Source organism: Streptomyces fulvoviolaceus (genome assembly GCF_000718165.1).
Classification (GTDB): Bacteria; Actinomycetota; Actinomycetes; order Streptomycetales; family Streptomycetaceae; genus Streptomyces; species Streptomyces fulvoviolaceus.
Map to the genome: position 1 here is coordinate 53,215 of NZ_JOEY01000006.1, position 14,923 is coordinate 68,137.

General features: G+C 71.2%; 12 protein-coding genes. 3 read left to right on the top strand and 9 right to left on the bottom strand.

The features are described 5' to 3' along the window. The 6 genes from IG08_RS0107850 to IG08_RS0107875 form a co-directional block, all read right to left on the bottom strand. Positions 1-2,073, bottom strand: a complete 2,073-nt coding sequence (locus IG08_RS0107850) for a beta-galactosidase (RefSeq protein ID WP_030598025.1) — start codon at positions 2,071-2,073, stop codon at positions 1-3. Positions 2,074-2,145: 72 nt separating this feature from the next. Next, entirely contained in the window at positions 2,146-2,964 is an 819-nt protein-coding gene (locus IG08_RS0107855; protein WP_030598026.1) for a carbohydrate ABC transporter permease, read from the bottom strand. Further along, on the bottom strand, positions 2,961-3,902 hold the full coding sequence (locus IG08_RS0107860) for a carbohydrate ABC transporter permease (RefSeq protein WP_030598027.1): 942 nt from the start codon (positions 3,900-3,902) through the stop codon (positions 2,961-2,963). Before IG08_RS0107860 ends, IG08_RS0107855 begins: the two co-directional genes overlap by 4 nt. 10 nt (positions 3,903-3,912) lie before the next feature. After that, on the bottom strand, positions 3,913-5,250 hold the full coding sequence (locus IG08_RS0107865) for an ABC transporter substrate-binding protein (protein ID WP_030598028.1): 1,338 nt from the start codon (positions 5,248-5,250) through the stop codon (positions 3,913-3,915). An 85-nt stretch (positions 5,251-5,335) separates the two neighbouring features. Next, positions 5,336-6,421, bottom strand: coding sequence for a LacI family DNA-binding transcriptional regulator (locus IG08_RS0107870; RefSeq protein WP_234342825.1), 1,086 nt, complete (start codon positions 6,419-6,421; stop codon positions 5,336-5,338). Between the two features lie 189 nt (positions 6,422-6,610). Further along, positions 6,611-7,462 (bottom strand): hypothetical protein, encoded by an 852-nt coding sequence (locus IG08_RS0107875; RefSeq protein WP_030598031.1) that lies wholly within the window; start codon positions 7,460-7,462, stop codon positions 6,611-6,613. A 182-nt stretch (positions 7,463-7,644) separates the two neighbouring features. On the opposite strand from IG08_RS0107875, the gene IG08_RS53985 reads away from it, so the two are divergent. Then, positions 7,645-8,664: a protein kinase domain-containing protein gene (locus IG08_RS53985; protein WP_078655485.1), complete on the top strand. Its 1,020-nt coding sequence runs from the start codon at positions 7,645-7,647 to the stop codon at positions 8,662-8,664. 163 nt (positions 8,665-8,827) lie between these two features. After that, positions 8,828-9,550: a LuxR C-terminal-related transcriptional regulator gene (locus IG08_RS0107885; RefSeq protein WP_052424530.1), complete on the top strand. Its 723-nt coding sequence runs from the start codon at positions 8,828-8,830 to the stop codon at positions 9,548-9,550. A 632-nt stretch (positions 9,551-10,182) separates the two neighbouring features. Here the strand turns inward: IG08_RS0107885 and tatA are convergent. Further along, positions 10,183-10,347: a Sec-independent protein translocase subunit TatA gene (gene tatA, locus IG08_RS0107895; RefSeq protein ID WP_030598037.1), complete on the bottom strand. Its 165-nt coding sequence runs from the start codon at positions 10,345-10,347 to the stop codon at positions 10,183-10,185. A gap of 81 nt (positions 10,348-10,428) precedes the next feature. Between tatA and IG08_RS0107900 the strand changes: the two genes are divergently transcribed. Then, positions 10,429-11,940 (top strand): LCP family protein, encoded by a 1,512-nt coding sequence (locus IG08_RS0107900; RefSeq protein ID WP_030598038.1) that lies wholly within the window; start codon positions 10,429-10,431, stop codon positions 11,938-11,940. Here the strand turns inward: IG08_RS0107900 and mgtA are convergent. Then, positions 11,937-14,525 (bottom strand): magnesium-translocating P-type ATPase, encoded by a 2,589-nt coding sequence (gene mgtA / locus IG08_RS0107905; protein ID WP_052424531.1) that lies wholly within the window; start codon positions 14,523-14,525, stop codon positions 11,937-11,939. The genes IG08_RS0107900 and mgtA overlap by 4 nt on opposite strands. Continuing rightward, positions 14,518-14,880 carry an ArsR/SmtB family transcription factor gene (locus tag IG08_RS0107910; protein WP_030598042.1) on the bottom strand — a complete coding sequence of 121 codons (363 nt, stop codon included), beginning with the start codon at positions 14,878-14,880 and terminating at the stop codon, positions 14,518-14,520. The genes mgtA and IG08_RS0107910 overlap by 8 nt, the downstream gene beginning before the upstream one ends. Positions 14,881-14,923 lie beyond the last annotated feature (43 nt).

A 14,923-nucleotide genomic window follows, 5' to 3' on the forward strand; every position in this document is an offset into this window, starting at 1 on the left:
CTAAGCCGGTTCCTCAGACCGTTCCTCGGTGAGGATCTTCACGTCCCAGGGTCCCAGGGGAACGGCATCCGGGTACACCTCGTCCGACAACACGTCTCGCACGGCCCCGGGAACCGGCACCGACACCGGCTCCCACGACCAGTTGTGCAGGAAGCGGACCCGGCGGCCGTCCCGTGCGGTGGCCGACGTCGCGGTGACGCTCGGCTGGGACGGGCGCCAGGCGTCGGCCGGGGCCGCCCACTCGAACAGGGCCCGGGCGAAGGCGGGGTCGGGGACCGTGCCGACGTAGGTGATCCGTCCGGCGCCGTGACGCTGGGTGGTGGCCGCGGGCCAGCGTCCGAAGTGGGGATGCTCGTACGACGCCAGCTCCTCGGCTCCTTGTGGCCGGAGGCCGTCTGTCCAGTGCAGGGCGCGGGCCTCGGGCGGGAGGGGCAGGGTGGCGGTGCCGGTCACGGGCAGCGGGGCGACCAGGTTGCTGAACTCGTCGTACGTCACTCCGGCCGCCCCGGCCAGACGTGCGGGCTGCACGTCGGTACGCGCCCTCGCCTCGGTGTCGCCGTAACCGGTGCGGGGGCCCAGCACGAGGTGGCCGCCCGCTTCGGCGTAGGCCACCAGCCGGTCGAGGATCTCGTCGTCGGCCGCGTAGTAGGCGGGCACGACCAGAACGGGAGGCAGCTCGCCGGCCTGGAGCTGGCCGGGGTGGAGGATGCGCGTCTGCAGTCCGGCGTCGAAGGCGCCCCGGTAGAAGGCGTCGAAGACCGTCTCGTACGACCGCTCGTTCGCGCTGCCGTCAGGGGCGGCCAGGGGCGGCTGGGCCTGGAGCGCCCACTTGCTGGGGCCGTCGTGGACGAAGGCGACCTCGGCGTCCGGGGTGAGCGCCGCCACCAGGTCGCCCGCCTTCTCCAACTCCTCACCCAGCACGGCGAGTTCCCGGTACACGCGCCCGGGGCGGCCGTTGTGCGGGAGGATGCCGCCCCAGTAGGTCTCGGTGCCGAAGTGCAGGGTGTGCCAGTGCCAGTACTCGATCATCGAGGCGCCGCGGGAGACGAGGGCCCAGGCCGCTTGGCGCCACTGGCCGTCGTAGGCGGGGCGGTTGTTCCAGGGATAGCTGATGGCCTGGGCGTTGGTCTCGGTCACCAGGAAGGGTTCCTGGCGGGAGGAGTACATACGGTCGGCGCTGCGGTAGAGCGCCCAGGTGCCGTTGGTCGTCCAGTCCTGGCCGGATCCGCCCGTGTCCGGCAGTTCCAGGGCGTCCTGCATCGTGTAGTACGGGTTGCCCGCGGTGACGTCGAGCCGCTCGGTGAGCTTGTCGTCCTCGACGCCCGGGCGGTCGTAGGAGATGCAGGTGGTGACGAACTGGCCGGGGCGGGCGTACTCGCGGACGATGTCCGCCTGCCAGGTGATGAACTCGGTGACGAGCCGGGCCTGGAAGCGCCGCCAGGCCAGGTCGTACTGCGGCTGGGCGTTGCCGTCCGGGGTCCACAGGTCGGCCCAGGTGGACAGCCGGTGCGACCAGTAGACCAGGCCCCACTCGCGGTTGAGGGTCTCCACGTCGCCGTACTGGGCGCGGAGTTCGTCGGTGAAGCGCTGGAACACCCCACGGTTGTGGAGGAGATGGAGGCCCGGTTCGTTGTCGACCTGGAAGCCGATGACTGCCGGGTGGTCGGCGTACCGGGCGACGATCTTCCGGATGACCCGCTCGGCGTGGAAGCGGAACGCCGGGTGGGTCAGGTCGACCTCCTGGCGGCCGCCCCAGCCGATGCGCTCTCCCGTGCGCCGCTCCCCCGCGATCTCCGGGTAGTGGCGAGCGAGCCACGGCGGCACGGCGTACGTCGGTGTCCCGAGGATCACCGCGATGCCGCGCTCGTGGGCGCCGTCCAGCACCGGCCGCAGCCAGTCCAGGTCGAAGCGGCCGTTCTCCGGCTCCCAGGTGGACCACACGGACTCGCCGACCCGGATCACGGTGAAGCGGGCCTCGGCCATCAGGTCGAGGTCGTCCTTGAGACGCTCGTACGGCTGGTACTCGTGGTAGTAGGCGGCGCCGAAGAGAACCCGGCGAGGAAGCTCGAACATCCTTCTCCCATACGGTGATTGAGTGGTTGTCAGCCCTTGTCCGTCAGCCCTTGTCCGTCAGGCCTTGGTCCGTCAGCCCTTGACCGCGCCCGTGGACAGGCCTTCCAGGAGCTGTTTGCGGAGGACGACGAAGAGGGCGACCGCGGGTACGACGGCGAGGACGGCTCCGGCGAGCACGAGGTCGTACTGCCGTTGTTCCGAGACGAACAGGGTCTGCAGGCCCAGCGGCAGGGTGTACTGGGAGCTGTCGGAGACCAGGACCAGCGGCCACAGGAAGCTGTTGTAGCTCTGCAGGAACTGCCACACGGCGAGCGCGCCGAGCGAGGGCCGCAGCAGGGGCAGCACGATGGTCCGGAAGATGCCGAACTCGCTGGCCCCGTCGATCCGGGCCGCCTCCAGCACCGAGTCCGGGATGGACTGCACGATGTACTGCTGCATCATGAAGATCCCGAACGCGGGCGCCACCCACGGCACGATCAGCGCGAACCACGGGCTGCCCAGGCCGGTCTTGACGAGGATCACGAACAACGGCACGAGGATCACCGCGAACGGGATGGACAGCGAGCTGAACATCACGCCGAACAGCAGCCGTTTGCCCGTGAAGCGGAACTTGGCGAAGCCGTAGCCGGCCAGTGCGCAGACGAAGACGGACACGGCGGTGGCGACGAGGGCGACGACCGTGCTCATCAGGAACCAGCGCCAGAACGGCTGCTCGGAGAAGAGGCGTTGGTAGTTGTCGAGGGTGAACGGGTCGGGGAACAGCCGCGGCGGATAGCCGAAGATGTCGCCGCGCGGCTTGAACGATCCGCTCAACGCCCACAGCAGCGGGGCGAAGAAGGCCAGGAGCAGCAGGACCAGTGCGCCGTAGAGCGGCACGCGCGTGCGCGTCATGAGGTGGCCCTCCCGATGCCGAGGAGACGGTTGAAGAGCTGGCTGAGGCCGAAGACGAGGACGAACAGGACGACGGCCGCCGCGGCGGCGTACCCGAACTGCTGGCGCTGGAAGGCGGCCCGGTAGATGAACATCGTCACCGAGAGGGTCGACTCGGCCGGTCCGCCGCCGGTCAGCAGGTACGGCTCCTCGAAGATCTGGGCGGCACCGATGAAGGAGGTGACGACGACGAAGGCCGTCACCGGCTTCAGCGCCGGCAGGGTGACGGTGGTGAAGGTGCGCAGGCGTCCGGCGCCGTCGATCGCGGCGGCCTCGTACAACTCCCTTGGTACCGCCTGGAGTCCGGCGAGGAAGAAGACGGTGAGATAGCCGGTCCAGCGCCACACCATGACCAGGGCGATGCTCACCTTGGCCAGGCTCGGGTCGCCGAGCCAGTCGACGCCGCCGGTGCCGAACAGGGCGCGCAGCACCGAGTTGACGAGCCCGAACTGCCGGTCGAAGAGCAGGCCGAAGATGAGCGCGACGAGGATCGGTGAGACGACGATCGGCACGAAGTAGGCGGTGCGCCACAGGTCGCGGGCGCGCAGGCCACGGGTGTTGAGGGCCTGGGCGATGAGCAGGGCGAGCGGGACGACGACGCAGACCGCGACGAGCACGAAGACGGCCGTGTTGCCGAGGGCGCGGTGGAAGCTGATGTCGGTGGCGAGGAGACGGTAGTTGCGCAGCCCCACCCAGTGCGGGGTGCCGAGGCCGACCCATTCGGTCAGGCTCAGCCACAGCGAGACCGCGACGGGGACCAGCATGAACAGGACGTAGAGGAGATAGAAGGGCGAGATGAAGAGGTACGGCGCCCAGGACCTGCGCGGGCGGTGAGCGGTGCCGTGCGTGCCCGAGCGCTCTTCGGCGGTACGGGCCCGGCCCGCTATGGCGGTGGTCATGGCGGTCCTCCTAACGTCCGGCCTGGTCGCGGTAGTCGGCTGCGGTCTGCTTCAGTGCCTGGCGCGGGGTGACGTCGCCGCGGTAGGCGCGCAGGAGGTTGCCGGCGAGGACGTCGAAGAGGATCGACTGGTCCGGGCTCTGGTAGAAGGCCGGCACGTCCGGCAGCAACGAGCGGTAGAGGCTGAAGAGGCGCTGCCCGCCGCAGAAGTCGTCCTGCGCGGCATTGAGTCGGGGATCCTCGTACACCGAGCGGCGGGTCGGCAGATAGCCGGTCTCGGTGAAGCGGCGCACCTGGCCCTCGTGGGTGAGCCACGTGTTGAGGAGGAAGTCGGTGGCCGCCTCGGTGTTGGCCTTGTCCTTGACGACACCGAAGCCGGTGCCGCCGAGCGCGGCGGTGACCCCGCCGCCCTTCGTGAACCGGGGCAGGGCCCGCACCCGCCACTTCCCTTTCTGTTCCGGCACGTTGGAGACCAGGCCGTAGCTCTTGTACCAGATGGCCATGGGCAGCCCGACGACCCTGTTCGTCTTGAGGGCGGTCTGCATCGCCGCCCCGTAGTAGTCGGAGATGTCGATGACGAAGCCGGTGCGCAGCCCCTCGCAGAGGAAGCGGAGCACCTCCTCGGCCTCCGGGGAGTCGAGCACCAGGTTCTGGTCGGCGTCGAAGAAGGCTCCGCCGCGCTGGTAGAGCAGCATCTGGAAGGACTGCACGACCTGGCCGGTGTCGCTGCCCACGGTGGAGACGACGCACAGCGAGGCGCCGTGGTCCTTGTGCACCCGGGCGCCGACCTCGGCGAACTCCTCCCAAGTGGGGGTGTCCGTGGGGAGGTTCCACTCCGTGAACAGGTCGTCGCGGTAGTAGTAGACGACCATCGGGGTGTCCGAGTCGAGGGCGTAGACCTTGCCGTCCCTGCTGTAGGGGGCGATGCGGGCGGGCAGCAGGTCGTCCTTCAGACCGGGGACGGCGGCGATGTCGGGGGTCAGGTCGTGCAGCAGGCGCGGGGCGATGTCGCCGCGCAGCATGCGGGGGAAGCTGCCGATCTCGAAGCCGATCGTGTCGGGGGTGCCGCGGCCTGCCACGGCTTGGGCGAGCAGCTTGGTGACGAGGTCGGCGGGTCCGGCGCGGGTGACGTCGAGGTGGTAGCGGAAGTCGGTGAGCCGGTCGGCCTCGGGTATGCCCTTGCGGAAGAAGGCCTCGTATCCGGGGTCGTGGGTCCAGAGGGAAAGCGTCACGTCGCCGGAGGTGCGGGCCGTGGTGCTCTCGCCTCCGCAGGCGGCCAGTGCGGCGGCCGTGCCGAGGCCGAGGCCGGCGCGCAACAGGGCGCGGCGGGATGGGGGTGCTGTGTACACACGTGACTCCTCACGCGGTGCGGCTACGGGGAGTGCGTGCGCGGCCGTCCCGGGCGGCGCACGCGGGCAGGGGTGGCGGCGGGGATCAGTCGGTGGTCGTCCGACTGCGCACCGGCCCGCTGGAGGCCCGTACGGCCAACTCGACGGGGATACCGTCGTGTTGGGCCGGACGGGGGCGGCCCTCGATCATCGCGATCAGCACGTCCACGGCATGGTTCGCGAGCGCCGTCGTGTCGTGCCGGACGGTGGTCAGGGGCGGTGAGAGGTGGGCGGCGGCGGGGATGTCGTCGTAGCCGACGACGCTCACGTCGCCGGGGACGGACAGTCCGGCCTCGGCGAACGCGCGCAGGGCGCCGAGGGCCATGTCGTCGTTGGCGGCGAACACCGCGGTGACGTCGGAGAGTTGGGCGAGCTGTCGGCCGGCGGCGTACCCGGACGCCGGGCTCCAGTCGCCCGGGGTGGGCAGCGTTGGTTCGGGGGCGCCGGCGGCCGCGAGCGCCTCGCGCCAGCCGCGCAGACGGTCGCGAGCGGCCCACCAGTCCTGGGGGCCGGGGATGTGCCAGACGGTGCGATGTCCCAGGGAGAGCAGGTGCTCGGTGGCGAGCCGGGCGGCCGCGACCCCGTCGGCACCGACCACCGCGCCCACCCCGTCGGTGAGTTCGACGCCCTCCGCGAGGCTGACGACCGGTACCTCCGCGCTGAGCCGGAGCGGGGTGCCGTCGTCGATCGGCTCGGACAGGACGATGCCGTCCACGCCCTGCTCCAGGAGTGCCTCCACGGCGACGGGCACCCTCCCCCAGACTCCGTCCGGGGGGACCCCCATCTCGCTTCGCTCGCCCTCCAGGGTGCTGGCGAGCGCGAACGAGTAACCCGCCCGCTGCATCGACCGTTCCAGAGCGATGAGCAGCGTCGAGGGGCCGTACAGCGCCGTGCCCAGCGAGACGACACCGATCCGCCGGTAGCGGCCGAGGAGCAGGGCGCGCGCCGCGTTGTTCGGGCGGTAGTCCAGCTCCCGGATGACCCGGAGCACGCGGTCGCGCACCTCCGGGCTGACGTGCGGCTCGCTGTTGACGACCCGTGAGACCGTCTTCTGCGAGACGCCGGCGGCCCGCGCGACCTCGGTCATCCCGGGCCCGCGCCGCCGACGCCCGGCGGCTCCGGTCGTCGTCATGTGCCCTCCCCACGGTGTGGACTACGTAGTCAAGGCCGCCCAACCGAACGCCGAAAGCGCGGCATGACTACGTAGTCAGGACAATGGCAGGCAGCTTCGGACGACGTCAATGGTCCGTACGGCATCCATCCGAATGGTGCTTCGGCCGCGCCGTCGGCCGAAGCACCGCTCGCCAAGGCGTCGGTTACGTCAGTAGCCGTACCGGCTCTTCAGATGGCGCCAGAAGTCACGGAGCATCCACTTGTCGAACTCCGTGATCTGGACGGCGCTGCCCGCGTTCATGAGGAAGCAGCACTGGCCGGTCGGGGTCCAGTCGTAGAAGTCGTCGAGCCCGAAGGTGTGCCCGACCTCGTGCAGGTAGATATGGATGTTCTCCTGCGCCAGCGCGCCGGTGAAGTACTCCTGGCCGACCCGCTGGCCCCAGTCCCCGCCGGCGCCGCCCTGGAAGCCCTTCGTCAGCCACAGCGACTGGTCGTAGTGGCGGGCCGCGCCGCCCGGGCACTTCGAGTAGTCGCCGTCCTGGTGGAAGAAGCGGCCGCAGTCCGGCGCGCACTGCGGGGCACCGCCGCCATCGAGGTTTCCGGCGTAGATGTCCACGGAGTTGTCGGTCCACTGGAGGGTCGAGCGGTCCTTCACAGCCCAGCCGACGATGTTGACCGGCACGGTGGTGTAGGGCCAGGCGTTGGTGCCCGTGCCGTTGTCCAGCATGGCGGCCATCCACTTGGCGAACTGCTTCTTCAGTGCGGCGTGGATGCTGTCGCGCAGGGTGGTGCTGACCGGGGCGTCGGACTCCCAGCGGACGCAGTAGTTGACGCTTCCCTTGTTGGCCATGACCTGGTCCCAGCCGTAGTTGCGGAAGCCGTAGAGGTCCGGGTAGGTCGTCTCGACGTGGTTCCAGACCTCGCCCAGCGGCTGGACCAGGTTCGCGGGCGGGTTCCACTCGTCGGCGGCCTGCGCCGGGGCCGCGGCCAGGCCCGGTGCGGCGAACAGTGCGGCCAGGGCGGTGAGGACGGTGAGTAGACGCGCGATGCGGGTGCGCACGGTGAACTCCCTTCATGGCGGACGGGACTTCGTGCGGAACAGGACTTCGTGCGGAACGGGATGCACCCTCAGGTCGCCGCCACTCGCATGCAGGTTGCCCACTCATGCCCCAGCGGCCGCTCACCCCTGCCCCGTACGGGGCGAACCGTGTTGTCATGGAAGGGGCTGGGAGGAGAACACATATGCGGATAGGGGGCCGCTACCGCCTTACGGAGAGCGTCGGACAGGGCGGCATGGGGCGGGTGTGGCGGGCCCGCGACGAAGTGCTCGAACGGCCGGTCGCGGTCAAGGAGCTGAGCGTCGACGGCCCGGGCACGGACGAGGACCTGCGCACCCGTCGGGAGCGCGCGCTGCGCGAGGCACGGGCCGGGGCACGCATCGACCACCCGGGCGTCGTCCGGGTCTACGACGTGGCCGAGGAGGACGACCGGCTCTGGATCGTCATGGAGCTGATCGACGCACCCTCGCTGGAGCGGACGGTCACCGAGCACGGACCCCTGAGCGTGCGCGAGACGGCACGCATCGGCCTCGCCCTCGCCCAGGCCCTGCGCCGTGTGCACGCCGCCGGGGTGCTGCACCGTGACGTCAAGCCCGGCAACGTCCTGCTCGGTCCCGGCCACCGGGTCGTCCTGACCGACTTCGGGATCGCCGCCCTGCAGGACATGCAGGCCCTGACCCAGGAAGGCATGCTGGTCGGTTCCCCGGAGTACATGCCCCCGGAGCGCGCCACCGGCGGCGACCCGGGTCCCGCGTCCGACTGGTGGTCACTCGGCGCCACGCTCTGCACGGCCCTGACCGGCCGTTCGCCGTTCGCCCGCCCGTCGATGCCGGCGACGCTACTGGCGGTGGTGTACGAGGAGCCCGAACTGCCGGGCGAGGACTGCCCGTTGACACCGCTGCTGCGCAGGCTCCTCACCAAGGATCCGGCACTGCGGCCGGGCGCGGACGAGGTCACGGCGTGGCTCGCCCCGCTGACCGCGGCACCCGAGCCCAAGCCCGAGGACACGCCGACGCGCGACATACGCTCCCGCGTTCTCACGGTGCTGGTACTGCTCGCGGCGGCCGCCGTGGCCGCCGTCATGATCATCACCGCGATTCCGCCGGGCGGCGAGACGCACCTGCCCGACACCACTCCGACGCCCACCGTCGCGGGCACCTCGCGCCCGCCTTCCTCGCCTGGCGCGACACCGACTCCGCGGTGAGATCCGCGCGAGGTCCACGGGAAGGCCGGCGCTAACCGGAATGTGACCCACCCCACAAAAGAAACGATCCCGTTTCGATGACCCCAGGGCTACTCTGATTCCAAGGTGAACGAAACCGTTTCGTTTAGCAGGTGACGCCTGCTCAACGAGGATGGAGCCCAGGATGACGGCCGTACTCATCGCCAACGAGCAGGCACTCCAGCGCGTCGGCCTCCGCATGCTCCTGGCCGCCCAGCCCGACCTGACCGTCGTCGGCACAGCGGCGAACGCGGCCGAGGCGGTCCGCCTGAGCGCCGAACTCCGGCCCGACGTCGTCCTGTTGGACAGCCGCGTCGGCGGCGCGGCCGGCCTGGACGCCATCCGCCGCATCGCACGACCCGACGACTTCGCCCGGGAGCAGGACGCGCACACCCCGCGCGTCCTGCTCCTGACCACCACCGCCCTCGACGAGTACCCCTACGGCGCCCTGCACGCCGGAGCCTCCGGATTCCTCCCCGAGGACGCCACCCCCGACGAACTGGCCACGGCCATCCATGTCGTGGCCGCCGGCGACGTCGTCATCTCGTCCGGACTGACCCGCGTACTCATCGATGCCGTCCGCACCCGGCGCCCCGCCGAGCGCCCCGGGCGCAGAGACCGGCTGAGCACCCTCACCGAGCGCGAACGCGACGTACTCACCGCCATCGCCGCCGGCCGGTCCAACGCCGAGATCGCCGAAGGGCTGTGCATCGCCCCGACCACCGTCAAGTCCCACGTCAGCAGCATCCTCACCAAGATCGGTGCCCGCGGCCGCGTCCACGCGGTGGTCTTCGCCTACGAGTCCGGCCTGGTCCGACCGCCACACCACCCGACCGGCGTCGCCGTCCCCACGGCGGCGGCCGCCTGATCAACGGTTGGACACGGTCGCATCACCCGGGTGGAACCCGCGCGGGCCGCGATGTGAGGGTGAGGCGGCGGCCCCACGCACTGGTGGATCACCGACGGCACGAGCTCCCGGGACCGGACGGCCTTCACGACGACGGGTTTCACATCGGACGGATCCTGATGATTTGCCGGTTCAATTCCTTGACATGAGGATCATCGCCGTGAGCCCGGCGGCGTTCTTCAACGTGTTCGTGCTCCTCCACCACCTCACGCATCCCCCGCCCCCCGAGTTCCTGATGCTCCGCAGGTGCAGAGTCGCCATCCGCGCCCACGCCGTCGGCGGCTCGGTCGAGCTGATCGCGGGCATCGTCGCCTGCTTCGCCCCGGGCCCCACGGCGCCGGCGACGGTCACGGCGGTGTCGGCAGGGGACGCGGGGCGAGATCTCGTTCGGCACCTTCTGCCAGCGCTTCTACCGCGTCCACGGCATGCGCGAGCCCCTCGACCCCGGGCCGAACGGGAACGCCTCGTCCCCCGAGCATGCGGCCCGCGCCGTGTTCGACCGCCTCGACATCGACGGCAGCGGCACCGTCGACGCTTTCGAGCTGCGTCTGTTCCTGCTGGGGTGGGGGCTTACCCCGTGTAGCGCGCGGCGCTCAGCCGGCGTCGTCGTCCTTCATCGCCTTGGCCTCGCTCTTGAGGATGCGCATGGACCTGCCCAGCGCCCGAGCGGTGTCCGGGAGCTTCTTCGAGCCGAACAGCACGATGATGACGATCGCCACGATCAGCAGGTGCCAGGGTTCCAGTCCGTTGCGGAGCATCCTGTCCGTCCCTCTCTTTCCAACGGTTGCTACATTGCGCAACTGTACAACCAATGGGCGGGATCGGATGAGGGCGCACGCATGACCATCAGCCACAAGGCACCCCCTTCGCGTCATCGGCGCAGGGAGGCCCGCAGGCGCCGTAAGCGCAGCCCGCTGCGGACGGCGCTGACCGTGGCGGTGGCCGTCGTGGTGCTCGGCACCGCGGGCCTGGGCTGGATCTACTTCAGGCTGAGCGGCAGCATCCACACCTTCGACGCGGGCGGCCTCTCCAAGGACCGCCCGGACGCCGCCAGTTCGAAGGGCGAGAACGTCCTGGTCATCGGCTCCGACTCACGGGCCGGCGGCAACAGCGCGCTGGGCGCGGGCGACAAGGGCGACATCGGCCGCTCGGACACCGCGTTCCTGCTGCACATATACGCCGACCACCGGCACGCCATAGCGGTCTCCGTCCCCCGCGACACCCTGGTCACCATCCCGCCCTGCAAGCTCCCGGACGGCTCGTGGACCAGGACCCAGCCGAACACGATGTTCAACGCGGCCTACTCCGTCGGCGAGACCGCGAAGGGCAACCCCGCCTGTACCCAGAACACGGTCGAGAAGCTCACCGGACTGCGCGTCGATCACACCGTGGTCGTCGACTTCGAGGGCTTCGCGAGCCTGACCGAGGTGGTCGGCGGCGTGAAGGTGTGTCTGCCGCAGGACATCTACCAGGGGGACCTCGACCCCCACCGCACCACGAAGGGCGAGCTGCTCTTCAGGAAGGGCGAACAGACCGTCTCCGGACAGAAGGCCCTGGACTACGTCCGTCTGCGGCACGGCATCGGCGACGGCTCCGACATAGGCCGCATCAAGCGCCAACAGGCCTTCGTGGCCGGCCTGATCAAGAAGGTCAGGAGCGACGGGCTCACCCCGACCAGACTCCTGCCGCTGGCCGAGGCCGCCACCAAGTCGATGACCGTCGACCCCGGCCTCGGCACGGCCAACAAGCTGATGTCCTTCGCGATGTCGCTGAAGGACATCGACCTGCACAACACCAAGTTCGTCACCGTCCCTTGGCGCTACGACGGCTCCCGCGTCGCCGTCGTCGAACCGGACGCCTCCGCTCTCTGGGCCGCCCTCAAGGCCGACCGCACCATCGACGGCAAGGACGCCAGCGGCAGGAAGAGCACGGCCATCGCCGCCGCGTCGCCGAGCGCCGACGAGCCGGTCTCCGGCGACGGCATCGAGGTCGCCGTCTACAACGGCACCACCACCGGCGGCCTCGCCTCCACCGCCGCGGCCGCCCTCACCGCGCACGGCTTCACCGTCACCGGAACGGCGAACGCCACCAGCCAGGACCACACCATCACGCTCATCGAGTACGGCACGGGCCTCAAGTCCCGGGCCGAGAAGGTCGCCGAGCTCTTCCCCGGCGCCGAGCTGCAGCCCATCGACGGCGCGGCCGTCAACGTGGTCGTGGGCGAGTCCTACACCACGGACGGCGCCTCCGCCTCGACGGCACCGACCGCCGTCCCCACCTCGGTGGCGGACGACGCCCGCTCGGCGGACGAAAACCCGTGCTCCGACCTCACCTACGGATCGGGCGGCTAGCGGACCGATTCCCCCTCACGTGCCCTGACGGCCATCAACCCGCCCGCGTAGAGCGCCAGGACGGCGGCCAACAGCAGGTAGTAGAGCGGCGGCAGCGGCGTCAGGCCAAGGAGCGCGCCGAGGGGAGACAGCGGGAGCAGCAGTCCTACGGCGGTCAGCGCGGCCGCCGCCCAGCCGACCGGGCCCGGGACCCGCCCCTCGGCACGCCGGCGTCCGGCGCGCAGCAGGAACATCACCAGGGCCTGGGTGAGCAGGTTCTCGGTGAACCAGCCGGAGTGGAACACCGCCTGATCGTCCAGGGCGTCGGGCCCGTGCAGGGCGAGCGCGAGCACGCCGAAGGTGGCCAGGTCGGCCACCGCGTTGAGCAGACCGAAACCGGTGATGAAACGCAGCAGGTCACGGGGGCGCAGCAGGGTGGGGCGCCGAAGCGTCCGCGGGGGCTGCCGGTCGTAGGCGAAGGCGAGTTGGGCGGCGTCGAAGCACAGGTTCTGCGCCAGCACCTGGGCCGGGAGCATCGGCAGGAACGGCAGGAGCAGCCCGGCGGCGAGCATCGCGATCACGTTGCCCAGGTTGGAGGACAAAGTGACGCGCAGATACGTCGCGATGTTGCCGCCGGAGTGCCGGCCGGCCGTGACGGCGTGGTCGATCGCGGTGAGGTCCTTCTCGGCCAGCACCACATCCGCTCGCTCCCGTACGACGGCCACCGCGTCGCGCGGGGCGATGCCGACGTCGGCGACGCGCAGGGCGGGCAGGTCGTTGACGCCGTCGCCGAGGAAGCCGACGGTGTGCCCGCCGGCGCGCAGGGCGGCGGCGATCCGGGCCTTGTGCTCGGGGGCGCACCGGGCGAAGACCGTGGTGCGGGCGGCGGCTTCGGCGAGTTCGGTGTCGTCGAGTCGGTCGATGCGGCCGGCGGTGAGCACGCCGTTCCGGGGCACGGCGATGTCCAGGTCGTGGCAGACACGGACCGCGGTACCCGGGTGGTCGCCGGTGAGGACCTTGACGGTGACGCCTTGGCCGGCGAGGGCCTTGAGGGCATCGGCGGCCGTGGGCGCGAGGGCGTCCGTGAAGGTGACGAAGCCCCGGAAGGTCAGGCCGTGTTCGTCGGCCGGTGTGTAGTCGCGCAGGCGGGCGGGGCATTCGGCGACGGCGACCGCCAGTACACGCAGGCCGTCGTCCGCCTGTTCGGCGGCGCGGGCCAGCAGGCGTGCGCGCTCCTCTCCCGCGAGTGCGCACCGCTCCAGAACCGTCTCGGCGGCTCCCTTGACGACCAGGGTGTGCGAGCCCAGCCGGCCTGGCGTGCGGACGACGGCGGTGGCGAGACGCCGTACCGGGTCGAAGGGAAGGGCCGCCACACCGTCGTACGACATGAGCTCGTCCTCGTCGGCCGCGTCCAGGAGCGCCTCGTCGAGGGCGTCCGGCGCGGGCAGGTCGGCGAGTTGGAGGCTCCACCAGGCGTGTGCCGCGGCCCAGCGCAGCACCTCCGGGTCCTCCCGGCCGTCCGGGCCGAGGGCGCGGTCGAGGACCGGCCGGTCCTGGGTGAGCGTGCCGGTCTTGTCCAGGCAGAGCACGTCGACGGCGCCGAGGTCGTGCAGCGCGGGCAGCCGTCTGACGATCACCCCGTGGGTGCGGGCCAGCTGCACCGCGCCGCGCGCCAGGCAGGTGGTGACGATGACCGGCAGCATCTCGGGGGTGAGCCCGACGGCCACCGCGACGGCGAACGGCAGCGTCTCCAGGCCGCGGTCGCGCAGGGCGGCGTTGGCCATGAGGACCAGCGGCGGGGTCAGCAGCATGAACCGGATGAGGATCCAGGAGACGCCGTGCACCGACCGGTCGAAGGCGCTCGCCTCCCGCCGGGCGTCCGACCGGCCGTGGGCGGCGGCGAACCGGGTGCGCGCACCGGTCGCGACGACCACGGCGGTGGCGCTCCCGGAGGCGACACCGCTGCCCTGGAAACAGAGTTGGGGCGGGTCGAAGCCTCCTGCCCGGGCTGTGGCCGCCGCCTCCTTCGCCACGGGGGCCGACTCGCCGGTGAGCGCGGCCTGCTGCACGGTCAGCCCACGTGCCCGCAGCAGCCGTACATCTGCCGGAACCAGGTCGCCCGGTCCCAGGCGGATCACGTCGCCGGGCACCAGGTCGTCCACGGGGATCTCGCGGGCCTGCGGCGGCGCGTCCCGCTCGGTGCGGCGCAGGACCGTGGCGGTGCCGGCGACCAGGCCGCGCAGGCCGGCCATGGACCGGTCGGCCCGGTGCTCCCCCGAGGCCCGCAGCGCACAACTCACCGCGACCAGCAGGAGGATCACGCAGGCGGTTCCCCAGGAGGCCACGGCGGCCGACACCAGCCCGAGACACAGCAGTACGGCGGTGAACGGATCGCGCAGACCGCGTACGACCAGTCGTGGCCAGGAGACTTCGCGGTGCGCCGGAAGGGTGTTCACGCCGAAGCGGGCCAGGCGCTCGTCCGCCTCGTCCTCGGTCAGACCGCGCGGGCCGCTGTCGAGCCGCCGCAGGGTCTGCAGCACCGTCGGGACAGTTGGATCGGCAGCTGCCGGGAGGGCGGTCACCGAGTCCTCGGCAGTGTCAGACACCGGTCCCGCGCAGTCGGCGCACCGGTGCGGACGTCTCCTCGGCGCGGGCGGCCAGCTGGCCGAGCATCACGCGCACCACGGTCACGATGTCGGGGTCGTCGACGAAGTACACCTGGCGTCGCCCCTCCCGGCGGGCGCGGACGAGGCCGGCGAGCTTCAGTTTCGTCAGGTGCTGGCTGACCGCGGGCAGGGCCCCGCCCACCCGCTCCGCGAGATGGGTGACGTCGCTCTCGCCCTGGGCCAACGCCCACATGATGTGCAGCCGCGCGGACGAGGCCAGCAGTCCGAAGGCCGCGGCGGCATCCGCCAGCACCTCGGCGGACGGGTCCTCGAAGCCACCGATGTCCGCTGCCACAGCCCTCTCCCGCTTCCGCCCTGCTCCTTCACACCGCCCGCCA

Bases quoted from the DNA above. Each gene is read 5' to 3' on its own strand.
- IG08_RS0107850 (WP_030598025.1), bottom strand. From the start codon at position 2,073: ATGTTCGAGCTTCCTCGCCGGGTTCTCTTCGGCGCCGCCTACTACCAC.
- IG08_RS0107870 (WP_234342825.1), bottom strand. From the start codon at position 6,421: ATGACGACGACCGGAGCCGCCGGGCGTCGGCGGCGCGGGCCCGGGATG.
- tatA (WP_030598037.1), bottom strand. From the start codon at position 10,347: ATGCTCCGCAACGGACTGGAACCCTGGCACCTGCTGATCGTGGCGATC.
- IG08_RS0107855 (WP_030598026.1), bottom strand. From the start codon at position 2,964: ATGACGCGCACGCGCGTGCCGCTCTACGGCGCACTGGTCCTGCTGCTC.
- IG08_RS0107885 (WP_052424530.1), top strand. From the start codon at position 8,828: ATGACGGCCGTACTCATCGCCAACGAGCAGGCACTCCAGCGCGTCGGC.
- IG08_RS0107860 (WP_030598027.1), bottom strand. From the start codon at position 3,902: ATGACCACCGCCATAGCGGGCCGGGCCCGTACCGCCGAAGAGCGCTCG.
- IG08_RS0107900 (WP_030598038.1), top strand. From the start codon at position 10,429: ATGACCATCAGCCACAAGGCACCCCCTTCGCGTCATCGGCGCAGGGAG.
- IG08_RS53985 (WP_078655485.1), top strand. From the start codon at position 7,645: ATGCGGATAGGGGGCCGCTACCGCCTTACGGAGAGCGTCGGACAGGGC.